Source organism: Mesorhizobium sp. B2-9-1 (assembly GCF_006439455.1).
Lineage (GTDB): Bacteria > Pseudomonadota > Alphaproteobacteria > Rhizobiales > Rhizobiaceae > Mesorhizobium.
The window spans coordinates 208,353-231,509 of the sequence record NZ_VFTP01000002.1 but is presented as its reverse complement, the minus strand read 5'-3'; the positions used below and the strand labels follow the sequence as shown (position 1 = coordinate 231,509).

At 64.2% G+C, this 23,157-nt stretch carries 24 protein-coding genes and 1 tRNA gene; 10 read left to right on the top strand and 15 right to left on the bottom strand.

Translation table 11 applies throughout. The features are described from left to right. Positions 1 to 2 precede the first annotated feature (2 nt). From FJW05_RS05315 to FJW05_RS05295, 5 genes are all read right to left on the bottom strand, one after another. Positions 3 to 1,115 carry a mandelate racemase/muconate lactonizing enzyme family protein gene (locus tag FJW05_RS05315; RefSeq protein WP_140628831.1) on the bottom strand — a complete coding sequence of 371 codons (1,113 nt, stop codon included), beginning with the start codon at positions 1,113 to 1,115 and terminating at the stop codon, positions 3 to 5. 1 nt (position 1,116) lies between these two features. After that, positions 1,117 to 2,214, bottom strand: coding sequence for a sn-glycerol-3-phosphate ABC transporter ATP-binding protein UgpC (gene ugpC / locus FJW05_RS05310; protein WP_140628828.1), 1,098 nt, complete (start codon positions 2,212 to 2,214; stop codon positions 1,117 to 1,119). Between the two features lie 5 nt (positions 2,215 to 2,219). After that, positions 2,220 to 3,086, bottom strand: a complete 867-nt coding sequence (locus FJW05_RS05305; RefSeq protein ID WP_140545208.1) for a carbohydrate ABC transporter permease — start codon at positions 3,084 to 3,086, stop codon at positions 2,220 to 2,222. 2 nt (positions 3,087 to 3,088) lie between these two features. Beyond that, positions 3,089 to 3,985, bottom strand: coding sequence for a sugar ABC transporter permease (locus tag FJW05_RS05300; protein ID WP_140628825.1), 897 nt, complete (start codon positions 3,983 to 3,985; stop codon positions 3,089 to 3,091). 131 nt (positions 3,986 to 4,116) lie between these two features. After that, entirely contained in the window at positions 4,117 to 5,433 is a 1,317-nt protein-coding gene (locus tag FJW05_RS05295) for a sugar ABC transporter substrate-binding protein (RefSeq protein ID WP_140628822.1), read from the bottom strand. A 165-nt stretch (positions 5,434 to 5,598) separates the two neighbouring features. On the opposite strand from FJW05_RS05295, the gene FJW05_RS05290 reads away from it, so the two are divergent. Together FJW05_RS05290 and FJW05_RS05285 are read left to right on the top strand one after the other, a co-directional pair. Beyond that, positions 5,599 to 6,387, top strand: a complete 789-nt coding sequence (locus tag FJW05_RS05290) for an IclR family transcriptional regulator (RefSeq protein ID WP_095769349.1) — start codon at positions 5,599 to 5,601, stop codon at positions 6,385 to 6,387. Between the two features lie 167 nt (positions 6,388 to 6,554). Next, positions 6,555 to 7,391 (top strand): amidohydrolase, encoded by an 837-nt coding sequence (locus FJW05_RS05285; RefSeq protein ID WP_140628819.1) that lies wholly within the window; start codon positions 6,555 to 6,557, stop codon positions 7,389 to 7,391. 40 nt (positions 7,392 to 7,431) lie between these two features. On the opposite strand, the gene FJW05_RS05280 is transcribed toward FJW05_RS05285, so the two are convergent. From FJW05_RS05280 to FJW05_RS05270, 3 genes are read right to left on the bottom strand one after another with little or no spacing between them, the layout of a single operon-like run. Beyond that, the gene (locus FJW05_RS05280) at positions 7,432 to 8,559 is read right to left on the bottom strand and encodes an extracellular solute-binding protein (RefSeq protein ID WP_181164871.1); all 1,128 of its coding nucleotides are present in this window, start codon (positions 8,557 to 8,559) and stop codon (positions 7,432 to 7,434) included. Positions 8,560 to 8,579: 20 nt separating this feature from the next. After that, the gene (locus FJW05_RS05275) at positions 8,580 to 9,740 is read right to left on the bottom strand and encodes a CaiB/BaiF CoA-transferase family protein (protein WP_140628813.1); all 1,161 of its coding nucleotides are present in this window, start codon (positions 9,738 to 9,740) and stop codon (positions 8,580 to 8,582) included. A gap of 3 nt (positions 9,741 to 9,743) precedes the next feature. Next, positions 9,744 to 10,295 (bottom strand): MaoC family dehydratase, encoded by a 552-nt coding sequence (locus FJW05_RS05270; RefSeq protein WP_140628810.1) that lies wholly within the window; start codon positions 10,293 to 10,295, stop codon positions 9,744 to 9,746. 69 nt (positions 10,296 to 10,364) lie between these two features. Between FJW05_RS05270 and FJW05_RS05265 the strand changes: the two genes are divergently transcribed. Continuing rightward, on the top strand, positions 10,365 to 10,808 hold the full coding sequence (locus FJW05_RS05265) for a hypothetical protein (protein WP_140628807.1): 444 nt from the start codon (positions 10,365 to 10,367) through the stop codon (positions 10,806 to 10,808). Between the two features lie 19 nt (positions 10,809 to 10,827). Here the strand turns inward: FJW05_RS05265 and FJW05_RS05260 are convergent, their stop codons facing one another. After that, on the bottom strand, positions 10,828 to 11,088 hold the full coding sequence (locus FJW05_RS05260; RefSeq protein WP_140628804.1) for a hypothetical protein: 261 nt from the start codon (positions 11,086 to 11,088) through the stop codon (positions 10,828 to 10,830). A 594-nt stretch (positions 11,089 to 11,682) separates the two neighbouring features. Between FJW05_RS05260 and FJW05_RS05255 the strand changes: the two genes are divergently transcribed. Beyond that, on the top strand, positions 11,683 to 12,141 hold the full coding sequence (locus tag FJW05_RS05255) for a YbhB/YbcL family Raf kinase inhibitor-like protein (protein ID WP_140628802.1): 459 nt from the start codon (positions 11,683 to 11,685) through the stop codon (positions 12,139 to 12,141). A 63-nt stretch (positions 12,142 to 12,204) separates the two neighbouring features. After that, positions 12,205 to 12,705 (top strand): DUF6496 domain-containing protein, encoded by a 501-nt coding sequence (locus FJW05_RS05250; RefSeq protein WP_140628799.1) that lies wholly within the window; start codon positions 12,205 to 12,207, stop codon positions 12,703 to 12,705. Positions 12,706 to 12,761: 56 nt separating this feature from the next. On the opposite strand, the gene FJW05_RS05245 is transcribed toward FJW05_RS05250, so the two are convergent. After that, a tRNA-Ala gene (locus FJW05_RS05245) sits at positions 12,762 to 12,837 on the bottom strand. Between the two features lie 164 nt (positions 12,838 to 13,001). After that, a complete protein-coding gene (locus FJW05_RS05240) occupies positions 13,002 to 13,397 on the bottom strand; it encodes a TIGR02300 family protein (RefSeq protein WP_140545272.1) in 396 nt (131 codons plus the stop codon). Positions 13,398 to 13,593: 196 nt separating this feature from the next. Here FJW05_RS05240 and aroA point away from each other — a divergent pair, with 196 nt between their 5' ends. From aroA to FJW05_RS05215, 5 genes are all read left to right on the top strand, one after another. After that, on the top strand, positions 13,594 to 14,952 hold the full coding sequence (gene aroA, locus FJW05_RS05235; RefSeq protein WP_140628796.1) for a 3-phosphoshikimate 1-carboxyvinyltransferase: 1,359 nt from the start codon (positions 13,594 to 13,596) through the stop codon (positions 14,950 to 14,952). Positions 14,953 to 15,079: 127 nt separating this feature from the next. Further along, complete coding sequence (gene cmk, locus FJW05_RS05230; protein ID WP_140628793.1) at positions 15,080 to 15,730, top strand: (d)CMP kinase; 651 nt, start codon at positions 15,080 to 15,082, stop codon at positions 15,728 to 15,730. 194 nt (positions 15,731 to 15,924) lie between these two features. Continuing rightward, positions 15,925 to 17,622 (top strand): 30S ribosomal protein S1, encoded by a 1,698-nt coding sequence (gene rpsA, locus FJW05_RS05225; protein WP_095769359.1) that lies wholly within the window; start codon positions 15,925 to 15,927, stop codon positions 17,620 to 17,622. Positions 17,623 to 17,779: 157 nt separating this feature from the next. Continuing rightward, positions 17,780 to 18,607: an MOSC N-terminal beta barrel domain-containing protein gene (locus FJW05_RS05220; RefSeq protein WP_140628789.1), complete on the top strand. Its 828-nt coding sequence runs from the start codon at positions 17,780 to 17,782 to the stop codon at positions 18,605 to 18,607. Positions 18,608 to 18,704: 97 nt separating this feature from the next. Further along, on the top strand, positions 18,705 to 18,983 hold the full coding sequence (locus tag FJW05_RS05215) for a hypothetical protein (RefSeq protein ID WP_140628785.1): 279 nt from the start codon (positions 18,705 to 18,707) through the stop codon (positions 18,981 to 18,983). A gap of 39 nt (positions 18,984 to 19,022) precedes the next feature. Here the strand turns inward: FJW05_RS05215 and FJW05_RS05210 are convergent, their stop codons facing one another. The 4 genes from FJW05_RS05210 to FJW05_RS05195 all read right to left on the bottom strand — a co-directional run bounded on the left by FJW05_RS05210 (position 19,023) and on the right by FJW05_RS05195 (position 23,016). Next, a complete protein-coding gene (locus tag FJW05_RS05210; RefSeq protein ID WP_140628781.1) occupies positions 19,023 to 19,730 on the bottom strand; it encodes an SDR family NAD(P)-dependent oxidoreductase in 708 nt (235 codons plus the stop codon). 198 nt (positions 19,731 to 19,928) lie between these two features. Then, positions 19,929 to 21,509 (bottom strand): 5-guanidino-2-oxopentanoate decarboxylase, encoded by a 1,581-nt coding sequence (locus FJW05_RS05205; protein ID WP_140628778.1) that lies wholly within the window; start codon positions 21,507 to 21,509, stop codon positions 19,929 to 19,931. Then, the gene (locus tag FJW05_RS05200; protein ID WP_140628775.1) at positions 21,506 to 22,174 is read right to left on the bottom strand and encodes a TetR family transcriptional regulator C-terminal domain-containing protein; all 669 of its coding nucleotides are present in this window, start codon (positions 22,172 to 22,174) and stop codon (positions 21,506 to 21,508) included. The genes FJW05_RS05205 and FJW05_RS05200 overlap by 4 nt, the downstream gene beginning before the upstream one ends. After that, positions 22,144 to 23,016: a dimethylarginine dimethylaminohydrolase family protein gene (locus FJW05_RS05195; RefSeq protein ID WP_140628772.1), complete on the bottom strand. Its 873-nt coding sequence runs from the start codon at positions 23,014 to 23,016 to the stop codon at positions 22,144 to 22,146. The genes FJW05_RS05200 and FJW05_RS05195 overlap by 31 nt, the downstream gene beginning before the upstream one ends. Positions 23,017 to 23,157 lie beyond the last annotated feature (141 nt).

Genomic DNA, 23,157 nt, shown 5'->3' with positions numbered 1-23,157 from the left:
CCCTATTTCACGATCGCCATAGTGAACTCGGCGATGCTTTTTGCCTTCACGGCGTCCCAGTCCCAGTCGATGCCGATGCCGGGCTCGCTGGGCGCCAGCGCATGGCCATTCTCGATGCGCATCTTGGCGCCCGTCAACTCGTCGAGCTGCGGAATATACTCGACATATTTGCCGTTCCGGATGGCGCAGACCAGACTGACATGCAATTCCATCAGGAAATGCGGGCAGACCGGCATGTCGAAGGCCTCCGCGGCGTGGGCGACTTTCAGCCAGGGGGTGATGCCGCCGATGCGACCGGCATCGACCTGAATGATGTTGCAGCCGCCCTTCTGCATGTACTCGCGAAAATGCCTTATCGAATAGAGCGACTCGCCGACCGCGATCGGCGTCGCGGTCGAGTTCGACAGCCGCACATGGCCGTCGATGTCGTCGGCCGGCAGCGGCTCCTCGATCCAGGCGAGATCGAGGTCGCGCAGGCGCTCGGCGCGGCGGACCGCCTCGTCGACGGAAAAGCCCTGATTGCAATCGGTCATGATCTCGTAGCCGTCGCCGACCGCCTTGCGCACCGCCGACAGCCGCGCGACGTCCTCTGAACCGTGTGGCTTGCCGATCTTCACCTTCGAGCCGGTAAAGCCCTTGGCCTTCGCTTCCAGTGCATCGTCGACCAGTGCCTGCGTCTCGATATGCAGCCAGCCGCCCTCTGTCGTGTAGAGCGGGCAGCGGTCCTTGGCGCCGCCGGCAAGCTTCCAGAGCGGCAGGTTCTGTTTTCTTGCCCGCAAATCCCAAAGGGCGGTGTCGATCGCGGCCAGCGCGATCGCGGTGATGGCGCCGATGGTGGTGGCGTGGGTGGCGAATTCGAGCTCGTGCCAGATCGCCTCGATCTGGTCGGCGTCGCGGCCGATCAGGCGCGGCGCGAGATGGTCGGCCAGCAGCCGCATGACCGACGAGCCGCCGGTGCCGATCGTGTAGCTGTAGCCGGTGCCCGATGCGCCGTCGGCATCGGTGATGGTGACGATCGGCGTCTCCTGGCTGACGAAGCTCTGGATGGCGTCGATGCGCTTCACCTTCGGCACGAGGTCGACCATGCGCAGCTCGATCTTCTCGATTTTCGCCATGTCAGCTCCTCAGCGACTTGCCGGTTTCGGCGGAGAACAGATGCGCGCGGCTGAGGTCGAAGCTCATGCCGATCCTGTCACCTGCTTTCAGCGGCTTCGGATTGAGCATGCGCGAGACCCAATCGGTGCCGTTGAACTCGGCGAAGACCAGCGTTTCGTTGCCGAGCGGCTCGGTGATGCTGACCGGCAGCTCGACGCGATGGACTTCGGTCTCGCCGCCGGAGCTCAGGCCGTGGCCGGTCGGATAGAAATCATCGGGACGGATGCCGAACACGACCTTGTCGCCGGCAGCCGTCTTCGACTTGAACTGGCCGGGCAGCGGCAAGCTGTCGCCGCCGCTGAACATCAGCCTGCCATCGCTCACCGTCGCCTCATGCAGGTTCATCGGCGGCGAGCCGATGAAACCGGCGACGAAGTGGGTCGCTGGCCGGCTGAACACCTCGTCCGGCGTGCCGACCTGCTCGATATAGCCTGAGCGCATGATGACGATACGATCGGCCAGCGTCATCGCCTCGACTTGGTCGTGGGTGACGTAGATGACCGTCGACTTGACCTTGGCGTGCAGCTTCTTGATTTCGGTGCGCATCTGCGTGCGCAGCTTGGCGTCGAGGTTGGAGAGAGGCTCGTCGAACAGGAAGACATCCGGATCGCGCACGATGGCGCGGCCCATGGCGACGCGCTGGCGCTGGCCGCCGGAAAGTTGCGAGGGACGGCGCTCGAGCAGTTCGTCGAGGCCGAGGATGGCGGAGGCTTCGGCGACGCGCCGATCCATGTCGTCCTTGGCCGCACCCGCGATCTTGAGCGAGAAGCCGAGATTCTCGCGCACCGTCATGTGCGGGTAGAGCGCATAGGACTGGAACACCATCGAAATGTTGCGCGAGCGCGGCGGCAGGTCGTTGACCATGCGCCCGCCGATGTCGATCATACCGCCGCTGATGTCCTCGAGGCCTGCGATCATGCGCAACGTCGTCGACTTGCCGCAGCCGGATGGGCCGACCAGCGCGATAAATTCGCGGTCGGCGATCTCGAGATCGATGCCGTGCACGATCTCCATATTGCCGTAGCGCTTGGTGAGCTGTTTTAGCGAAACCGTTGCCATGGAAATCAACCTTTCACCGCGCCGGAGGTCAGGCCGCCGACGAGGTGTTTCTGGACGATATAGGTGAGGGTCAGCGCCGGGATGATCATCACCACGGCCAGCGCGCACATGCCGCGCCAGTCGATGGTGAACTCGGCCGTATAATCGAGCAGCCCGACCGGCAGCGTCTTGGAATTGACGGAACGGGTGAGCTGCGAGGCCAAAGCGAACTCGTTCCAGCAGGTGAGAAAGGCGAAGATGGCGGCCGAGGCGATGCCCGGGCGCGCCAGCGGAAATTCGACCTGCCAGAACGCCTGCCAGCGCGTGCAGCCATCGATCTGGGCCGCTTCGGCAAGGTCCTTCGGCACCTGGCGGAAGAAGCCGTCGATCAGCCAGATGGTGAACGGCACGTTGAGCGCGACATAGGCCAGGATCATCCCGATATGAGTGTCGATGATGCCCAGCCGCACATAAAGAAAAAACAAGGGCAGCGAGAGCGCGATACCGGGCACGGTGCGCGTCAGCATCAGGCCGAGGAACATGCCTGACTTGCCGCGGAAGCGGTATCGCGCAAAAGCGTAGCCGCCGGCCATGCCGATGGCCACCGCGATCACCGTCGAGGTGACCGAGATGATCAGCGAGTTGCGGAAATAGTCGAGCACCGGGATGCCGCCTTTGCCGATGCCGCTGAACATGGCGACATAAGCGTCGACGGACAGCTGCTGCGGAATCCAGACCGGCGGCTTGGCCATGATCTCGACCGTGGGCCGCAGCGACGACAGCACGATCCAGATGCCCGGCAGGCAGATCACCAGCATGGCAAGGAACAGGCCGACGCGGTGCGCGACGGTCAGCGCGCGGCGGGTGAGGCGGGCGGAGGCGTTCTCGTCCATTCTCACCACTCAGCGCCAATCTGCGCGCGCGCCGCGGCGAGCTTGTTGTAGAAATAGACGGTGAAAGCGATCGACAGCAGGATCGAGAAATAGGCCATGGCATTGGCGAGGCCCATGCGGGCATCGCTGTAGGCGGTGCGCCCGACCAGCGTCCACAACAGCTCCGTGCGGCCGGCCGGGCCGCCGTCGGTCATGATCTTGACGATGTCATAGGCGCGCGCGACATCGAGCGAGCGGATCGTCATGGCGATGTAGGCGAAGGGCATGACGAAGGGCCAGGTGACATAGCGGAAGGTCTGCCAGGGCGTGCAGCCGTCGACGCGGGCCGCCTCGATCGGCTCCTTGGGCATGGCGAGCAAGCCGGCCAGGATCAGGATGGCGAAGATCGAGGTCGACGACCAGATCTCGGCGATCGAGATGGCGATGAAGGCGAGATGGCCTTCGATCAGCCAGGGGATGGCGTCCTCAGTGATGCCCAGCGACTGCAGCGCATTGTTCACCAGGCCGATATTGTCGTTGAACATGAATTTGAACTGGAAGCCGACGAGGATCGGCGAGAACATCATCGGGAACATCATAAGCGTGCGCAGGATGCGCTGGCCGCGCGTCGCCTTCTCGACCAGCATGGCCAGGCCAAGGCCGAGCAGCATTTCGAGGTTCAGCGCGATGGTGAGCAGCAGAACGGTGCGGCCGAAGGCCCACCAGAAATCCGCATTGGACAGGATCGACAGATAGTTCCTGAAGCCGACGAAGACGAAGAAGGTCTCGGGCCGCGTCAGGCGGAACGGCGTGAAGCTGGAATAGAGCGACAGGATCAACGGCAGCACCACCACTGCCGCCAGCACGATGATGGCCGGGAGCAGCAGCAGGAACGGCGCGGATGGCTTGATGCCCTTCATCAGGATCCTGTGAGGTTTTGCATATAATTCGGGCCGCCATGGGCAAGGCCCGGCCGAAACGGAAGGTCCGCAGCGGCAAGACGCTGTCGCCTCCCCATTTCGCGACGGGGAGGCGACGTTGGCAGCAGTGACTAGAGCTTGCCGGCGTCCTGAAGGATCTGCGTCGCCTTGGCGGCCGCCTCGTCCAGGGCCTGCTTGGACGTCTTGTCGCCAAGGATCGCCGCCTGCAGCTCGGGATAGACGGCGTTGGATATCTCGATCCACTCAGGCGTCTGCGGCACGGCGAAGGCGTGCTTGGCTTCCTCCTGGAAGGCGCCCAGAACCTCCTTCTTGTACGGATCGTTCTCAGCCTGCTTCACGTCCCAGTCCCAAACCGCGGTGCGGGTCGGCAGCGGGCCGGCGGCGGCTTCCAGCTTCTGGCTGTCCTCATTGGTCAGCCACCATACGAGCGAAGCGGCGGCTTCCTTGTTGGCGCAGTTCTCGGTCACCGAGAAGCCGTGGAAACCCGACCAGCCGGTGCGCTTGCCGGAAGAGCCCTTGGGCGCGACCTTCACACCGACATTGCCCGCGACCTTCGAGGACTTCGGGTCGTTGAAGAACCCGGCCCAGCCCGGCCAGTCGAGGTTGATCGCCACGGTGCCCGAGGCAAAGCCCTGGCCGAGATCGTCCCAGAGATAGTTGGTGGTGCCGGCCGGCACAGCCTTGGCCTTGTAGAGGTTGACGAACCAGTCGAGCGCACGGATGCCAGCCTCGGAGTTGAAGACGGGCTTGCCGTCCTTGTCGAGATATTCGCCGCCCTCGGCGACCACCATCTCGTAGAAGCGGCCGTTGATCGCCTCTTCCTTGCCGGCGAATTGCGTGCCGTAGAAATTGGGCGGGTTGGCGAAGAACTCGGCCTGGTCGGTGACTTCCTTCCAGGTGTCGGGCGGCGCAAGGTCATAGCCGTATTTGGCCTTGAACTTGGTCTTGTTGTCGGCGTTCTCGTAGAGGCTCTTCTGGTAGTAGAGCGCCGAGACGTCGAACTGCGCGCGCGGCAGCATCTCGAGCTTGCCGTCGATGGTCGCGGCCTTGATTGTCGACGGCACGAAAGCGTCGATCTCTTCCTTCGGCAAGAGCTTGCTGAGGTCGGTGTAAAGGCCGGTATATTGCGGCGCGAAGGACGAATGGTTCCAGCCGACGCACCAGTTGGTGCTGCCCGAGGCGATGTCGGACTTCAGCTCCTTGTCGATGTCGAAGCCGTTCTTCTTGGTCAGGATGTTGACCTTGGCGCCGGTCGCCTTCTCCCATTCGGGGATGCGCTCGTAGAGTTTTTCATATTGCTGGCCGCCGATCAGCTTCACGTCGATCGTCACGCCCGGAAATTTGCCGGGCAGATCGGCCGAAAACGCAGTGCCGCTCAGCAGCAGGCCAGCCAGGCCGGCGGAAATGCCTAGAACCAGTCTTGTCATGCTCTCCTCCCATGGGCTCACAGCGACGGCCTGCCGAGTGCGCGACCGATCGCTTGAGTTTCATTCATATGCAAATAGCATTTTCATTCCCGGGTCAAGCCGATTGTGCTTCCAGCGGAATGAAGTTCATGCATATATGCAGATCGAAATTCACTGGAGGGACGGGTGGCAGAGGAAGAAGACGGGGACCGCTACCGCGCGCCGGCGCTGGACAAGGGGCTGGATATTCTCGAGCTGTTGTCCAGCGTGGACGGAGGGCTGACGCAGGCGGAGATCGCCAAGCGGCTCGACCGCAGCCCGAACGAGTTCTACCGGATGCTCGACCGTCTGGTGCGGCGCGGCTATGTCACCAAGATCGACGGCGACCGTTATTCGCTGACGCTCAAGCTCTTCGGCCTCGCGCAATTGCACGCGCCGGTTCGCCGGCTGGTATCCTATGCGACGCCAATCATGCGGGAGCTGGCCGAAACCTCGTCGCAGGCCAACCAGTTGGTGGTGTTCGACCGCGGCGCCGCCGTGGTCATCGCGCAGCAGGAAGCGCCGCGCTATTGGGGCATCTCGATCCGCGTCGGCTCGCATATCAGCCTGTTCGACACCGGCTCCGGCCATGTGCTGCTTGCCTTCCGCTCGCCCGAAGAGCGCAAGATGATGATTGCCGAGCATCTGCAGAGCACCGAGCATCTCAACCTGACGCCGGAATTCTTCGCCCGCCTCGACCAGGTGCGCGACCGCGGTTACGAGATGATGGCGTCGCTGCAGACCGCCGGCGTCTACAATCTTTCGACGCCGGTGCTGGGACCGGACGGCAGAGCCATCGCGGCGCTGACCATTCCCTACATCACCTTGGTCAACGCGCCCACGGCGCCGGACATCACGCTGACGATCCGGCATCTGCAGGACGCAGCGGCAAGGCTCTCGCAGCTCGCCGGGTCAGATGTGCCGCAATCGTCGTAATTTCTTATTTGAATGATCGATTTTTCGGCGAGATAGTGCCCTAGCGCGGGATGAACCCAAAGCAGCCGGTCATCCCGTTCCAACGCTTTGTTTTTTGGAGCATGATCTTATGCGAAAAGTCTGCAACTTTTCGGGATCATTCTCCAGGCCACGGAGGATACGCCGCCATGATCATCGACACGCATCTGCACCTCATAGACCAGGGCGCGCTTCGCTATCCGTGGCTGTCCGGCGTGCCGGCGCTGAACCGCGATTTCTCCTATGCCGAATATGCCGCCGACGCGCGGCGCTCGGGCATTGAAGCCGTGTTGCATATGGAGGTCGATGTCGATCCCGCCGATATTGCCGCCGAGACGGCGCGGGTGAAGTCGATCGCCGGCCAGGCGGGTAGCCTACTCAAGGGCGCGATAGCCTCCTGCCGGCCCGAGGAGGCCGGTTTCGAAGCCTATTTGGAAACGGTCAAGGCCGAGCCGTTCGTCAAGGGTTTCCGCCGCGTGCTGCATGTCGTTCCCGACGACCTGTCGGAAGGGGCGCTGTTTCGCCAGAACATCAAGCGGCTGGCCGACACCGGCCTGACATTCGATCTTGTGGTGCTGCCACATCAGATCCCGAAGGCAATGGCGCTCGCAGACCTCGCCCCCGACGTCCAGTTCGTTCTCGACCATTGCGGCGTGCCCGACATCAAGGGCAATGCCGAGCATCCGTGGCGAGAGCATATCGAAGCAATCGCCCAACGGCCCAACGTCACGGCCAAGATCTCCGGCGTCGTCGCCTATGCCGATCCGGCGACGTGGACGGTCGAGACGCTCCGGCCCTATGTCGAGCACACGATCCGGTGCTTCGGCTGGGACCGGGTGATCTGGGGCAGCGATTGGCCGGTCTGCACGCTGGGCGGCGGGCTGACGACCTGGGTCGCCGCCACGCATGCGCTGCTGGCCGGTGCAAGCGATTCAGAGCGGACCCGCCTGCTCTCGGGCAATGCACGCCGGCTGTGGCGGATATAGACGTCAAGCTCGCCGAGCGTCGCGGCGGCGATCGGCACATCTAGCCGGCGGCGGCCGGCGCGAAACTCTCCCGGAACAGGCGATTGATGTCGGCGACGACGCGCCTTGCTTCCTGACGGCCGGCAAGACCTTCATTGATGCGGTCCGAAGCCCGCTGCTGGAAGGCCATATAGCCGTCATGGCGCGGGCGGACCCAAGCGCCCTCGAGCGTCGCCCGCGTAGCGCGATAGAAGTCGCCTGTCGCGGCGTTGACGGCGTCGTCCTCCCAGGCTGCGGCATGGCCGGGCTGGCCGCCGGCGGCGGCATAAGGGCCGCGCTGCACGTCGCCGCTGGCGATCCAATAGGCGAAGTCGATCGCCGCCTCGGGCGCGGCGGAAAAGGCGGAGACGGCAATGCCGGTGCCGCCGAGCGCCGAGCCGATCGGGCCGTTGCCGCTGGCGACCGGCATGTCGGCGAAGGCGAGGCGGTGCGGGCGGAAACCCGCCACCGCATAGGGAACATAGCCATAGATCAGCGGCGCGCAGGCGATGCGCGAGCCGGGCTTGGCCATCTTCTCGAAGACGGCGATCGGATCCATCGTCAGGCATGCGGGATCGACCAGCGCCGCGATCTCGCACAGCATCTCGAAGGCGGTTTCGCCGGTCCCGCCATCGACAAGGTCGGCCGAACCGTCGACCGTGCAGGGCCGGCCGAGATCGGCGGCCAACGTGTAGAAGCACATCAGCGAATGCGGCGGCCTGAGCGGCAAGAGCACGCGGCCCTGCTCGGCAAGCGCCAGCACTTCGGTCCAGATCGCCGGCGCGGTTTCGATCAGATCGGGCCGCCAAGCCTGAACCTGGGTCGCGGCGTCGATCGGGAAAGCCCATTGCCGGCCCTGCCAGGTATAGCTCGGATAGGACTGGCCGACGCTTGCCGCAGCCAGCGCCTCGCGTTCCGCCTCGCGCCCTGGCACATCGAGCGGCGCCAGACACTTCTCGGCGGTGATCTGGCCGACATGCGGATGGTCGATAACGATCAAATCATAGGCGCGGGCGAGCTCTTCCACCGGGAAAGACTCGAAATCCTGCAGCGAGCGCTTTTCCCATTCGATCGAGACGCCGGTCTTTTCCTTCCACAGCGCCGAGCACGCCACCATCGGGTCGTAGCCGCGCGGATGGTTCCAGGTCATGCCTTTCAACGAAACACCGCTCACAGCCCGAACTCCGCGCGGATTTTTTCGCTGTGCTCACCGATTTGCGGGGCGGCGCGATCCACCTTGGCGCGCGCGCCGTCGACGCGCAGAGGTGTGCGGGTGGTCAGGATCGAGACATTGTCCTCACGGGTCACCGTCTGCAGCATGTCGAGCGTCTTGAAGCCGTCGCTCTGCATCAGTTCCGGCCAGGTCAGCACTTTGGCGCACCAGACATCGGCGGGCTCGAGGACGGCCAGCCATTCGTCGATGGTTTTCTCGGCAATGCGCCTGGCGATGATCGCCTTGATCTCGTCGCGGGCGGTGAACCAGGTCTCCGGCTTGTCGCGGAAAGGGTCTAGCTCGGGAAGTTCGAGCAGGTCGGCTATCTTCGGGATCGGCGTCATGGCAATCGCCAGGTAGCCGTCCTTGGCCGGATAGACGCCGTATGGCGCCGAGAGATAGGCATGGGCGCTGCGGAAGGACGGGCGCTTCGGCAGGCGGCGGCCGTCGTTGAGATGCGTGGTCAGCACCTCGAACTGGAAATCGATCAGCGCCTCAAGCAGGCTGGTTTCGACATGGCCGCCCTCGCCGGTGATGCCGCGCCGCACCAGCTTGGCGAGGATGCCTTGGGCGCAGGCGGCGCCCGCCAGCATGTCGGCGATCGCCAGGCCGAAAGGCACCGGTCCCTGCTCCTCGTCGCCGTTCAGCCACATCACGCCGGAACGAGCCTGGGCGAGCAGATCCTGCCCCGGGCGCTTCACCCATGGCCCTTCCTCGCCATAGCCGCTGATCGAGGCATAGACGAGCCGGGGGTTGATCGTGCTGACATGCTCATGGTCGAGGCCGAGCCGCTCGATGACGCCCGGCCTGAAGTTCTGGATGAGCACGTCGGCCTTGGCGATCAACGCGCGCAGCGCGGCGAGGTCGGCCTCGTTCTTTAGGTCGACGGCAAGGCTCTCCTTGCCGCGGTTGATGGCGTGGAAAATGGTGGAATCGCCGCCGATCTCGGTGTCGCTGAGATAGAGCCGGCGCGACAGGTCGCCGCCATCGGGCCGCTCGATCTTGATGACGCGCGCGCCGAGGTCGAGCAGGCGCAGCGAACAGTAGGGTCCCGACAGGAACTGGCTCATGTCGATGACGACGAGGCCGGTTAGTGGAAGTTCTTTGTCAGCGGCCACGGTTCACTTCTCGGTCTTGCCGACGAAATCGGCCGGGTTCTTGTATTTCACGGTTTGCAGATGCTCGCAGTAGAGCACCAGCTCTCCTTCACCCTTGAAGACTTCGTAGCTGGCGCGGATCAGGCCCATATCCTGGTAGCGCGGCTTTTTGTCGAGGTTGGTGCGGATCGAATAGATGGTGTCGCCGATGAAGACCGGCTTGATGAAGCGCAGTCTGTCATAGCCATAGGAAAAGGCGTTGATGCAGTTGGTGGCAACCAGGCCGAGCCCGGCCGAAAACACGAAGGCGCCCGCCACCAGCCGCTTGCCGAAGATGCCTTCCTTCTCGGCGAACATCTGGTCCTGCACGTAAGGATGGATGTCCAACACTAGCGCATTGAACATATGGCTTTCGCCCTCGGCGACGGTGCGGCGAAGCGAGCGGATTTTGTGACCGACTTGCCAGTCCTCGTAGAACCAGTTTTCAGAATTCCAGACAGGGATTTCGGCATGCGCCTCAGGCATGTCGGCGGGATGCGTCGAGGCGACACCGACGGTCGGCGAGAATGCGCTCATGATCCTCTCCGGGAGCTTCCGGCGCGGCCTGCAAGGCGGTTCCGGGCGCGATGCCGGATGGCGAGACGCATGGTCGCTTTCCTCCCACTGTTTTCTTTTGTGAATAATATTTTCACATATGGGATTGCCTTGCAAGCGACGATCGGCGAAATTTTCGCAAGGCCGACACCAGCGGAGAAGCCGCCGGCGACGCCAGGAAGATCGATGCAAAGCGCCTGTCTTGCTTTGTCGGCAGCCTTCAATCGCGAGGCGCCCTGTTTCAGGGCGCGCGATATCGGCCTCGGCGTCTACACCTTGGACGGGACGACGCTGCCGTGCCGAAGCTTGCCGAGACCGACGACGTCGACAAACTCGGCCTTCCTGTCGGCGACGCCGGACGGCTCGTTCAGCCAACCAGAATGCCGACCGGATCTCGATCTTCGCCCGCTACGAGACGCGCGGCCGGCTGATCGATGCCGGCCCATGCCGTCGAGATCGGAGATGAGCGTGCGGATCGCGCAGAACCCGCTTTGACCTCAGTGACCGGCTTTGCTCACTGGCTGACCCGGGCGAAGGAACCGGCATAGGTCTGCCCCGCCAGCGCGTAGGTGACGTTGAGCATTCCCGGCGACGCCATGGTGGCGGTGATGTCGGCGCCGTTCGGCAGGCGCCCGAGCTTCAACGTGTTGCCGGAAATCCTGCCGGAGCCGTCAGCGACACCCGGCTTGTTGTCGGCCAGATCGCCCCATGCGTAGCTGACCGTCACCTGCCCGCCCGAAGACACGGTCAGGACCGCCAGCTTGCCGTCATACATGCCGTTGAGCTGTCCCGCCCATATGCCGGAGAATGCAGTGTATCTGGCCGGAACGCCCTTGCCGGGCGGAACGACCGCAGCCGCCTCATCCAGTACCGCCGAATTCGGTGAGGCCGGAGCGGGAGCGGCGGCCGGAGCGGGTTGCGGGTCAGCAACAGGCTGTGTGTCTGGGGTCGATTGACAAGCAGCAAGCGCGACCGCAATGCAAAGCATCGGCAAGAGATTGTTTTGTCGCGCAAGCAGCCCGGATCGAACACGTCCCTGCGCCGGATTTCCACCCAAAGCCGGAATTCTCATAAGCGTCCCTCTGACAGGAAGCCCTTAGCCTAGTTGCCGCCACCGGCATAGGGATTTCCTCCGGCGCTTGTTTCGCCGGATACGACCTGAGTTCGCTTCCGTTGGAGCAGCTTTCCCAGCGACGATATCTCGACTTGCAGGCATCCATCGACGCGCCGTCGCGGGCATGATGCTGGAACTCCCGCCAACGCCCCGCGTTCCAAAAGAAACCAGTAGCGAGCGCGCTCCGCCGATGCGAGCAAAGATCGTTCGTGAATTCCTTCGCGAAGAACGCGATAAGTGCACGGAGTTCCAGCCATGGCTTTCACGCTTGAGAGTCCAGCCTTTGAAAACGGCCAGACCATTCCCGAGCCCTATGTCCGCAACGGAGGCAATTTGTCTCCTCCCCTGCGGTGGAAGAACGCGCCGGCCGGGACCAGAAGCTTCCTGCTCGTCGTCGAGGATCCCGACGCGCCGCGCGGCATGTTTCGCCATTGGGCGGTCTATGACATTGCCGCCGGCCGAGACCGCTTGCCCGAAGGCACCGCTGGACCGGAAACTTTCCACCAGGCCGTGAACGACTTCGGCAATGCCCGTTATGACGGTCCCCAGCCGCCAAAAGGGCACGGCGTTCACCATTATCACTTCCGCCTTTCAGCACTCGACGTTGAGGCGCTGGAAACCGGCGGAGAACCGGGAATCGCCAATCTTCTGGCCCAGGCGGAGCCGCATATGATCGCCACTACCGATCTCGTCGGCACATATGAAAGCCGCTGATGCGCGATCTGACGCATCCTGTCGGCATTCGATCATGCCCCCGTTCGAACGAGGAGAAAAACAATGCCGGACAAGAAAACCATCGAAAAGGCGCGCGAAGACAAGCGCGAAGGCAAGTCGGCAAGCACGCAGGCCGGTGAATTCGTTCACGCGGAAATCGACAAAGTCCGCAAAGGCAAGCACGGCGCCCGCTCCACCAAACAGGCGATCGCCATCGGTCTTTCGGAAGCGCGCCGCGCGGGCATCGACCTGCCGCCCCCCAAAAAAGGCGATGTGAAGGACAGCACGCGCAAGAGCGCCAAATATGCTTACGAGGCAGGCCAGGGCGAACGGAAGCCGAAGCGCCAGCCGAAGGTCTCGAAGGCGGTATCGAAGGTGCTTGAGGGCGAGCCGAAGAGCACCGCCTCTCACAAGGCTCTGTCGAAGCAGGCCAAGAGCGCCGCATCCGGCCGCACAGCCGAAGAGCGGTCGGCGGCGGCGAGGAAAGCCGCGCAGACTAAAGGCGCCGCCGGACGATCGGCGGCAGCGCGCAAAGCAGCCAGAACCCGCGCCCAGCGCGGTTAGAGCAATTCGAGTGCGAGCGGTTTTCCGTTCGTGCAATTGGTCAGGAAGTGACTGTTTGGTGGAGCCAATCGGAATCGAACCGACGACCTCTTGAATGCCATTCAAGCGCTCTCCCAACTGAGCTATGGCCCCACTCCCGGCAGTCGGCCGGCGCCGTTTCCGGCGAAGAGATCCGGCGCGATTGGGAACCGCGCCGTCGTTTAGTGCTGGCGGCTTCTAGCGCCGCCTTCGGTCAAGATCAAGCCTTGAAAAGCCGCTTTTTCGTCACAGGCCAAAATGGCCGGCAAACGATCCAATCAGACTTCGTCATCGTCGTCGCCGACACCGATCATATCGGCGACGTCATCGTCCTCTTCCTCTTCGTCGGCAAGGAAGGTGTCGTCCTCATCGTCGCCGAGATCGACATCTTCTTCATCGTCGCCAAGATCCGGAAGTTCGTCGCCGCCGCCCTTGGCCTCGTCATCGGCCTCCTCGAGCGACACGACTTCGGCGCCTTCCTCTTCGTCGGCGTCCACTTCCTTTTCGGCGACTTCCTCATCTTCCTCGAGGGCGGAAATCTTGCCTTCCTCGAAATAGGAGCGCGGATAGCTCTTGCCGGTATAGGGCGAGACGATCGGGTCTTTGTTGAGATCGTAGAATTTCCGACCCGTTTCGGGGTCGACACGCTTGGTGCCAAGTTCAGCTTTTGCCACAGCAGGCCTCGTCAATAAAAGAGTGGTCCCCATAACCGCAGTTTTGAGCGCTGTCAAAGCCAAAAGCCGGCATTGTAAAATGCTCGTATTCGAAGGCCTCGCACAAGGGGATGACCATTGCAACGCACCGTGATACGAGACCGCCGCAGCATGACGAACCGAGCCGGCCAGCCGGCATTTCATTTGGAAGACAAGGATGTCTCACTCCGCCGCCGCTAAGCCGGCCACGGCCCGCAAATCCCCTGCCCTTGCCGGCACCGCGCGCGTGCCGGGCGACAAATCGATCTCGCACCGCTCGTTCATGTTCGGCGGCCTTGCCTCCGGCGAAACCCGCATCACCGGCCTGCTCGAAGGCGAGGACGTGATGCGCACGGGCGCCGCCATGAAGGCGATGGGCGCGCATATCGAAAAGAACGGCGGCGAATGGGTGATCCGCGGCACCGGCAACGGCGCGTTGCTGCAGCCTGAAGGCCCGCTCGACTTCGGCAATGCCGGCACCGGCTCGCGCCTCACCATGGGGCTCGTCGGCACCTATGACATGGAGACGACCTTCATCGGCGACGCCTCGCTTTCGGGCCGGCCGATGGGCCGCGTGCTCGACCCGCTGCGCCAGATGGGCGTGCAGGTGCTGAAGGCCGCTCCCGGCGACCGCATGCCGATCACGCTGCGCGGCCCGAAGCATGCAGCGCCCATCACCTATCGCGTACCGATGGCATCCGCCCAGGTGAAGTCGGCGGTGCTGCTTGCCGGCTTGAACACTCCCGGCATCACCACGGTGATCGAACCCGTGATGACGCGCGACCATACCGAAAAGATGCTGAAGGGTTTCGGTGCCAACCTGAGCGTCGAGACGGATGAGCGCGGCGTGCGGCACATCTTCATCGAAGGCCAGGGCAAGCTCACCGGACAGACGATCGCCGTGCCGGGCGATCCGTCCTCGGCCGGCTTCCCGCTGGTTGCGGCGCTCATCGTGCCGGGTTCGGACATCGTCATCGAGAACGTGCTGATGAACCCGACCCGCACCGGACTGCTGCTGACATTGCAGGAAATGGGCGGCAAGATCGATATCCTCAATCCGCGCAATGCCGGCGGCGAGGACGTGGCGGACTTGCGCGTGCGCTCGTCGGAGCTGAAAGGCGTGGCGGTGCCGCCCGAGCGCGCGCCGTCGATGATCGACGAGTATCCGGTGCTGGCCGTCGCCGCGAGCTTCGCCGAGGGCGAGACGCTGATGCAGGGGCTGGAGGAACTTCGGGTCAAGGAATCCGACCGTCTGGCGGCGGTGGCCAGGGGCCTGGAGCTCAACGGCGTCGACTGCACCGAGGGCGAGGCCTCGCTCGCCGTGCGCGGCAGACCGGGCGGCAAGGGACTGGGCGCTCATCCCAACGGCCCCGATACGGCGGTGAAGACGCATCTCGACCACCGCATCGCCATGAGTTTTCTGGTGATGGGGCTGGCAACGGAGAAGCCGGTGACCATCGACGACGCCAACATGATCGCGACGAGCTTTCCGGAATTCATGGGGCTGATGAAGGGGTTGGGCGCGGAGATTGGGTGAGGTCGATGAGATTGGGCCAAACTGAAACGCTGGCGGGACAGCGCCCCCCTCTGTTCTGCCGGACTGTCCGGCAGGACAGAGGGGGGCGCGAAGGATCGCGGCGCCCGCGTCTTCGGTTGGCCCGCCCATGACCCACACCTTCACCATCGCCATCGACGGCCCGGCAGGCGCGGGCAAAGGCACGCTCGCCCGCCGGCTCGCCGACCACTACCGGCTGAACCTGCTCGATACCGGCCTCACCTATCGCGCGGTGGCCCACAAGCTGCTCGAGCTCGGCCTGCCGCTCGACAATGTCTCGGCGGCCGAAACCGCTGCTCGGCAGGTGGACCTCTCCAACCTTGACCGCACCGTGCTGGCCGCGCATGCGGTGGGCGAGGCCGCATCGAAGGTCGCGGTCATTCCGACCGTACGGCGTATCCTGGTGGAGAAGCAGCGGGCCTTCGCCAAGGCGCCGCCGGGTGCTGTGCTCGACGGCCGCGACATCGGCACCGTGGTGTGCCCCGATGCCGACATCAAGCTCTATGTCACGGCAAGCGCCGAAGTGCGCGCCAGACGCCGGCTGGCCGAGATCGAGAGCATGGGCGGCAGCGCCGATCTCGCCACCATCCTTGCCGATATCGAGCGTCGCGACGAGCGCGACATGGGCCGCGCCGACTCGCCGCTGAAGCCGGCGGCAGACGCGCACTTGCTTGATACCAGCGAAATGGCTATAGAAGCCGCGTTTCTGGCGGCGATGGCGATCGTTGACGACGTCCTTGCCGAAAGAAACAAGGCCTGATCAGGTTTTTCGATTGCCGTTGGCGGCGAAAATACCCATATCGGGCACGAACCAGCCTGCCAGCATTCTTCATGCGCCGGACTTGCCGCCTGAACAGCGGCCAAGGGCTTTCAGCCCGGAACGCCGGCAGGCTCACGCAACGCTAACCCACGGCGCCCGCCCCGCTTGAAGACCGGGGTATTCCAGGAGAAACAATGTCAGTAGCTAATCCGTCTCGCGACGATTTCGCGAGCATGCTCGAAGAATCATTCACCGCCGGCCATTCCGGCGAGGGCCAGGTTGTCCGGGGCACGATCACCGCGATCGAAAAGGACATGGCCATCATCGATGTCGGCCTCAAGGTCGAAGGCCGAGTGCCGCTGAAGGAATTCGGCGCCAAGGGCAAGGAATCCTCCCTCAAGGTCGGCGACACCGTCGAGGTCTATGTCGAGCGCATCGAAAACGCGCTTGGCGAAGCCATGCTGTCGCGCGAGAAGGCTCGCCGCGAGGAGAGCTGGGTGCGTCTCGAAGAGAAGTTCACCAAGGGTGAGCGCGTCGAAGGCGTCATCTTCAACCAGGTCAAGGGCGGCTTCACCGTCGACCTCGACGGCGCCGTGGCGTTCCTGCCGCGCAGCCAGGTCGATATCCGCCCGATCCGCGACGTTACCCCGCTGATGCACAACCCGCAGCCCTTCGAGATCCTCAAGATGGATCGCCGCCGCGGCAACATCGTGGTGTCGCGCCGCACCGTGCTCGAGGAGAGCCGCGCCGAACAGCGCTCGGAAATCGTGCAGAACCTCGAGGAAGGCCAGGTGGTCGAAGGCGTGGTCAAGAACATCACCGACTACGGTGCGTTCGTCGACCTCGGCGGCATCGACGGCTTGCTGCATGTCACCGACATGGCCTGGCGCCGCGTCAACCATCCGACCGAAATCCTCAACATCGGCCAGACGGTCAAGGTGCAGATCATCCGCATCAACCAGGAAACCCACCGCATCTCGCTCGGCATGAAGCAGCTCGAGTCGGATCCGTGGTCGGATATCGGCACCAAGTTCCCGATCGGCAAGAAGATCAAGGGCACCGTCACCAACATCACCGACTACGGCGCGTTCGTCGAGTTGGAGCCGGGCATCGAGGGCCTCATCCACGTTTCGGAAATGTCGTGGACGAAGAAGAATGTGCACCCCGGCAAGATCCTGTCGACGACGCAGGAAGTCGACGTGGTGGTGCTCGAGGTCGATCCGGCCAAGCGCCGCATCTCGCTCGGCCTCAAGCAGACGCTGGAAAACCCGTGGCAGGCTTTCGCCTCGAGCCATCCGGTCGGCAGCCAGGTCGAGGGCGAGGTCAAGAACAAGACCGAGTTCGGCCTGTTCATCGGCCTGGAAGGCGACGTGGACGGCATGGTGCATCTCTCCGACCTCGACTGGACCCGTCCGGGCGAGCAGGTCATCGAAGAGTACAATCGCGGCGACATGGTCAAGGCGCAGGTGCTCGACGTCGACATCGAGAAGGAGCGCATCTCGCTCGGCATCAAGCAGCTGGCCCGCGACACGGTCGGCGAAGCGGCCAGCAGCGGCGAGCTGCGCAAGAACGCCGTCGTCACCTGCGAGGTCATCGGCGTGAAGGATGGCGGTCTGGACGTGCGGCTGGTCGACAGCGGCATCGAGACCTTCATCAAGCGTTCGGACCTTTCGCGCGACCGCGATGAGCAGCGCCCCGAGCGCTTCACCGTCGGCCAGAAGGTCGATGCCCGTGTCATCGCCTTCGACAAGAAGACCCGCAAGCTGCAGGTCTCGATCAAGGCGCTGGAAATCGCCGAGGAGAAGGAAGCGGTCGCTCAGTACGGCTCGACCGACTCCGGCGCTTCGCTGGGCGACATTCTGGGCGCCGCGCTGAAGAAGCAGGGCAACTAAGCCGCTTCGCGCACCGCGTAAGCTGCAGCCGCGCCACGCGCGCGGCTTGAACAATGAACCCGCGGGCCGCAAGGCTCGCGGGTTTTTCATTTCGCGGCACTGGTACAAGACAGGGACCGTGCAATCCCTTCAACTCCACACTCCGGGCAATAGGGTCATGCGCATGAAGGTCGTCGAACTCCATCGTTATCCGGTCAAGAGCCTGCGCGGCCATGCCGTGCCGAGCGCTGACATCGAGACCATGGGCTTGGAAGGCGACCGCCGCTGGATGATCGTCGACAAGGACGTACAGTTCCTCACCATTCGCCAGATACCGGCAATGACAACGATTGACGTCGAGCATCGCGATACGGGCATACTGTTGAAACATGACAGGCATGGTTCGCATGCCGTCGAGGTTCCAGGCCCAGGTGCTGCACTCCGTCAGATCAAGATCTGGAAGGATATGGTTGCCGCGCGGTCGTGTGATCCAGCCGCTGGCGCTTATCTCGCCACGATTCTTGGCCGGCCCGTCGATCTCGTCTATTTCGACGATCCGCAAAACCGGCCGGTCGACCCTGAATTCGGCGAGCCTGGAGATTATGTCGGCTTTGCGGACGGTTTTCCGCTGCTGGTCGCCACGACGGGGTCGCTGGACCATCTGAACAGCCATTTAGCCAGGCCGATCGGGATGGCGCGGTTTCGCCCCAACATTGTCATCGACGCAGAAGGCGCATGGCCCGAAGACAGCTGGAGGACGATCCGCATAGGCTCGGTCGAGTTGCGCATCGCCAAGCCCTGCGCGCGCTGTGTCATCACCACCCGCGACCCGCACAGCGGCGAGCAGCCGGACCCGCGCGAGCCGCTGCAGACGCTTGGCAAACTCCACCGCTCCGCCAAGGGCGGCATCATCTTCGGTCAGAACGCGATACCGAACAACACGGGCACAATCTCAATCGGCGACGCGGTCGAGGTCGTGGAGGCGGGCGTCTCGAATCTGACATAGTCGCAGGTTCTTCTAATGCAGTAGAGGCGTTGGCGGTCGTCATGCCCGCCAATGTCGAGAAAGGCCGCTATAGGAAGCCAGACGGTTCGGAGCCCCTATGGCCCGAGTCGGTTTTGTCGCAGCATTCCTGCTGGCCGGCACAGTGGTGACGGCGGCGGCATTGCCGCCCTACCGGCAGCGCAAGGCCGAGATCGACGCCATCACCGACAGTGGCGATGTTGCCCGCAGGCTGGAAAATCATGGCCCCATCGACGTGATCGAGCATATCGGAAACGACCACTACCGGTGGGCGGCGGCCGCACCCTCGATGTATTTATCGTCGACGACGCGAGCGCCGAACAGATTCCGGGCCCGCGCAAGTTCAAGCCGCAGATAGGCAAGCTCGTCTGTAGATGAGCCGCCCCGCGGTCGCCCCTCAGGCGCGGCCGTAGAGCGGCACCAGCGTGCCGCTCATCGCCAGGTTGGCGGGCGAGGCGAGATAGGCGATCGCTTCCGCCGCGGCCTCCAGGCTGACCCATTTGGCGAAATCGGCGTCGGGCATGTCGGCGCGGTTGGCGGGCGTGTCGAGCGTCGAGGGCGCCACGGCGTTGACTAGGATGCCCTTGCCCTTCAACTCCTCCGCCATGGCCACAGTCATCGCCGCGACCGCCGCCTTGCTTGCGGCATAGGCGACCATGCCGGAGCCGCGCCTCGGATCGAGACCGGCGCGCGCGGCGACATTGACGATGCGGCCGGCCGTATTGGACTCCAGCATCGAGCGCACCGCGGCGCGGCTGCACAGGAAAGCCGTACGGGCGTTGGTGTCCATCATCTCGGCGAAGGAGGCCGACTCGATCTTTTCGACCGGCGCCATGGTGAAGCCGCCGGCAAGGTGGATCGAGGCCCAGAGCTCGGGCACCTGGTGGTAGAAAGCTTCGACCTTGGCCGAATCCGATAGGTCGACATTATGCGCCAGATGCACGCTGGCATGGGCCGCGTAAGGAAAATGCGGCGGGGCCGCCGCGTGGGCATTGGGCACGTGGCAGATCGCGCCCTGCTCCAGCAATCTGCCGACAACCGCGCCGCCGAGTGCCCCAGTGCCGCCCGTCACCACGACATGCCTGCCGTTCAGCGTTTCCGTCATACTTCGACCGCTCCTGTCATTTTCTTATGATTATTTCTTTTGGTTGTACCGCCCCAGACTGGAACGTCGCGCCTTTCGCGTTGTCACTCAATTGAAATATCGACATGGCAGGCGCAGCGTCTTTGCATGCGTCGGACCGTGGCGGCCGGCATCGGTTTGCCGGCGCCGGAAGGGCCAGCCGGCAGACGTGCCGGTCTTTCAGTCGACGGCGATTTCGATGACGCGCGGCTTGCCGGCCGCCCGCGCGCGCTTCAGCGCCACGGCAAGGCCGCCGGCCCCGGCCAGCCGCTCGGCCTCGATGCCGTAGGCCTCGGCGAGCTTGCAGAAATCGGGCGGCGCCGGCGACACGCCGACCGGCTCGACGCCGACATCGAGCATCGAAGTTTCGATCTCGCGATAGCCGCGATTGTTCCAGACGACGAAGATCACCGGCGCTTGGGCGTCAAGCGCGGCGCCGATCTCCGGCAAGGTGAACTGGAAGCCGCCATCGCCGGTGAGGCACACCACCGGCGCCTCCGGCACCGCAAGTGCTGCGCCGATCGCCGCCGGCGGGCCGTAGCCCAACGCGCCGAAGCCGGTCGCGGCGTTGAACCAGCCGCCGGGACGGTCGTGGTCGTAATAGAGGTTGGCGGCATAGATCGGCTGGGTCGAATCGCCGACGATGATGGCGCCCGGCAGCGCGTCGCGGATCGCCTCCACGGCGCGCACCTGCGCCAGATAATCAGGCTTCAATTCGGACAGTGCTGCCGCGCGTGTGGCGGCCGCACGAGCCCCGCCTTCGCTTGCCGCGGCATGGCCAGGCCCGATCGCCGCGAGCAGGGCGTCGATCGCTTCCGAGCAATCCGCCTGGATGCCGACCGTCACCGGCCGGCGCGCGATCTGGTCGGCGCCGATATCGATGCGGATCAGGTTCTTCGGCAGCACGAAGCCGCCGTCGCCATAACCGTCATAATCGGTCGGGCCGAATTCGGTGCCGGCGGCAATCACCAGATCGGCGTCCGCCATCAACGCACGCACGGCCTTGAGGCTGGGGCTCGCCGGCACGCATAGCGGATGGCCGTGCAGCAGGCCCCGCGCATTGGCGGTCTCGACCACGGGGGCGCCGAGCATCTCGGCCAGACGCCGCAGCGCCGCATCGGCCTTCTTGGCGCCGCCGCCCGAAACGATCAGTGGACGGCGTGCTGCCCTGCAAAGCCTTGCCGCCTCGGCCATCGCCGCCAACTCCGGAGCGGGTGGCGCGGTATTGCTAAGGACGGCCGCAACACCATCGGCGGGCTTGACCATGACGTCGGTGGGGATCTCGATATGGACTGGACCCGGGCGTGAGGAGGAGAAGACGGCGAAGGCGCGGGCGAGCGCGCCAGGCAATTGCTCGGCCTCGGTGATGCGCTCGGAAAACAGCGCCACCTTCTCCATCATGCCGCGCTGGTCGGGCAGCTCATGCAGGAAGCCCAGCCCTTTTCCCAGCGTATCGGTGGCGTTGACACCGGAGATGACCAGCATCGGCACCGAATCGGCGCGCGCCTGTCCCATGGCTGTGATGGTGTTGGTGAGGCCCGGCCCGGTGATGACGAAGGCGACGCCGGGACGGCCGCCGGCGCGCGCATAACCGTCGGCCATGAAGCCGGCGCCCTGCTCGTGGCGCGGCGTGACATGACGGATCTTCGAGCGCGCCAGGCCGCGATAGAGCTCGACCGTATGCACACCCGGAATACCGAAAACGGTGTCGACGCCATGCGCTTCGAGCAATTTGATCAGCGCCTCGCCGATGGTGGTCATTGGTTTCCTCCCTTTTGTGGCGTCAAGCCGAGCTCGGCCTCTATGGCGTTGACGCCTATCGCCGCCAATTCGCCAGGCGAGAACATCTCTGCCGCCAGGCAGCCTTCGATCCAGAGCCCGTCGATGATCGCGTTGATCGCGATGGCATGACGGCGCAGCTCGCCTGCGTCCGGCTTGCGCTGCTCGGCGGCAAGCACTTCGGCAACGACCGCTTCCACCTCGTCGCGAAAGCCGAGGTAGCCTTCGCGATGGGCACGGGCGAGCGCCGGATCCGCATTGGCGCGGCCAAGGAAGGTTGCCCAGAGCGAAAACACCCGCCGGTCGACGATCGGCGCGTTGAGGTTGGCGGTGACGAAAGCCGCGAGGCGTTGGCGAGGCGAGGCGTCTTCCATGACCAATGCCGCTTTCGCCTGCTCGGTCATGCGGCCGACCAGCGCCGCATAGGCTTCCTGCAGCAATTCTTCCTTGCCGGGGAAATAGTGCCGGATCAGCCCGGCGGTGACGCCGGCGCGCAAGGCGATGGTGCGCAAGGTGGCGCCCTGAAGGCCATATTCCGCCACGCTGTCCAGGGTCGCATCGATCAGATCCTGCCGCCGCCGCTCCTCGCCCTCGCGGCGGAACTTGCGGCGCGCATTCATTGGCGCAGGATCGGCCGCGTCAGGCATGTCGGCCCGCCTTCGCAGGCGATGCAGAGCGCATCCGCCTCGAATGTCTCGACCGTGCAGCCGGCGGCTTCCATCGCGGCCTTGGTCTTGGGAAAACCAGCAACGGCGATGACCTTGTGCGGGCTGGTCGGCAGCACGTTCAGGCTGAGGCCGTTGGAAGCGGCGAACTCTTCGGCGTCGCCTTCGACCAGCCGGATGCCGCGCGCCTTCAGCATCTGATAGAACGTGGCCGGCAGAAGCGGCGAATAGACCAGGGCCAGGTCGTCGGCCAGCGGGCTGATCACCGACATCAGATGCAGGCACGCCTCTTCGCCCTGCCACAGCGGCAAATCGAAGCCGTAGACGGAAATGCCCAGCGGCGTCAGCAGGTTGGAAACCTGCTGGATGCCTTCCTGGTTGGAGCGCACACCGCGCCCGATCGCCAGCGTGCGGGCATCCACCCATACGCAGTCACCGCCTTCGACCTGACCAGGCGCCTCGACACGACCGAGGACCGGAATGCCCAGCCTCTTATAAGTTTCCTCATGCAGCGAGGGCTCCCGGGCGCGCAGTGGCTTGCCCATGGACAGGATCAGGGCGCCGCGGTCGGTCATCAGCGACGGGTCATGCGTGAACACCGAATCCGAAAGGCCGTCGGCCGTGTCCTCGATCCATTCGATCTCGGCGCCGGAAGCCGCCACCAGCTCGGCAAGGAGCGAATGCTGCGAAGCGGCCTTCGCCGGGTTGAATCCCGGGCCATAGTGCCAGGCCGCCCTGTCGGCATCACGCATGGCGTTGGCCGCCGACCGCATCAGCACGCGCCGCAGCGGCGCCGCCATGGACTGTGATCCGAAAGCGCTCATCGATGCCCTTTTAAGATGAAAAAAACCGTGAAAATTTCATGAAGGGCTATTTATACACTTGCGCAACAAGGCCGCAAGTGCCGTAATGAGCGGGATTGACGGGCTCGCGCTGTCGGGTCCATGCTGAAGCCTGGAGCGGGT

Bases quoted from the DNA above. Each gene is read 5' to 3' on its own strand.
- FJW05_RS05220 (WP_140628789.1), top strand. From the start codon at position 17,780: ATGCGCATGAAGGTCGTCGAACTCCATCGTTATCCGGTCAAGAGCCTG.
- FJW05_RS05215 (WP_140628785.1), top strand. From the start codon at position 18,705: ATGGCCCGAGTCGGTTTTGTCGCAGCATTCCTGCTGGCCGGCACAGTG.
- FJW05_RS05250 (WP_140628799.1), top strand. From the start codon at position 12,205: ATGCCGGACAAGAAAACCATCGAAAAGGCGCGCGAAGACAAGCGCGAA.
- FJW05_RS05270 (WP_140628810.1), bottom strand. From the start codon at position 10,295: ATGAGCGCATTCTCGCCGACCGTCGGTGTCGCCTCGACGCATCCCGCC.
- FJW05_RS05255 (WP_140628802.1), top strand. From the start codon at position 11,683: ATGGCTTTCACGCTTGAGAGTCCAGCCTTTGAAAACGGCCAGACCATT.
- FJW05_RS05260 (WP_140628804.1), bottom strand. From the start codon at position 11,088: ATGTATGACGGCAAGCTGGCGGTCCTGACCGTGTCTTCGGGCGGGCAG.
- FJW05_RS05210 (WP_140628781.1), bottom strand. From the start codon at position 19,730: ATGACGGAAACGCTGAACGGCAGGCATGTCGTGGTGACGGGCGGCACT.
- FJW05_RS05315 (WP_140628831.1), bottom strand. From the start codon at position 1,115: ATGGCGAAAATCGAGAAGATCGAGCTGCGCATGGTCGACCTCGTGCCG.
- aroA (WP_140628796.1), top strand. From the start codon at position 13,594: ATGTCTCACTCCGCCGCCGCTAAGCCGGCCACGGCCCGCAAATCCCCT.
- cmk (WP_140628793.1), top strand. From the start codon at position 15,080: ATGACCCACACCTTCACCATCGCCATCGACGGCCCGGCAGGCGCGGGC.
- FJW05_RS05300 (WP_140628825.1), bottom strand. From the start codon at position 3,985: ATGAAGGGCATCAAGCCATCCGCGCCGTTCCTGCTGCTGCTCCCGGCC.
- FJW05_RS05280 (WP_181164871.1), bottom strand. From the start codon at position 8,559: ATGACCTGGAACCATCCGCGCGGCTACGACCCGATGGTGGCGTGCTCG.
- rpsA (WP_095769359.1), top strand. From the start codon at position 15,925: ATGTCAGTAGCTAATCCGTCTCGCGACGATTTCGCGAGCATGCTCGAA.
- FJW05_RS05205 (WP_140628778.1), bottom strand. From the start codon at position 21,509: ATGACCACCATCGGCGAGGCGCTGATCAAATTGCTCGAAGCGCATGGC.
- FJW05_RS05305 (WP_140545208.1), bottom strand. From the start codon at position 3,086: ATGGACGAGAACGCCTCCGCCCGCCTCACCCGCCGCGCGCTGACCGTC.
- ugpC (WP_140628828.1), bottom strand. From the start codon at position 2,214: ATGGCAACGGTTTCGCTAAAACAGCTCACCAAGCGCTACGGCAATATG.
- FJW05_RS05295 (WP_140628822.1), bottom strand. From the start codon at position 5,433: ATGACAAGACTGGTTCTAGGCATTTCCGCCGGCCTGGCTGGCCTGCTG.
- FJW05_RS05285 (WP_140628819.1), top strand. From the start codon at position 6,555: ATGATCATCGACACGCATCTGCACCTCATAGACCAGGGCGCGCTTCGC.
- FJW05_RS05195 (WP_140628772.1), bottom strand. From the start codon at position 23,016: ATGAGCGCTTTCGGATCACAGTCCATGGCGGCGCCGCTGCGGCGCGTG.
- FJW05_RS05265 (WP_140628807.1), top strand. From the start codon at position 10,365: ATGGTCGCTTTCCTCCCACTGTTTTCTTTTGTGAATAATATTTTCACA.
- FJW05_RS05200 (WP_140628775.1), bottom strand. From the start codon at position 22,174: ATGCCTGACGCGGCCGATCCTGCGCCAATGAATGCGCGCCGCAAGTTC.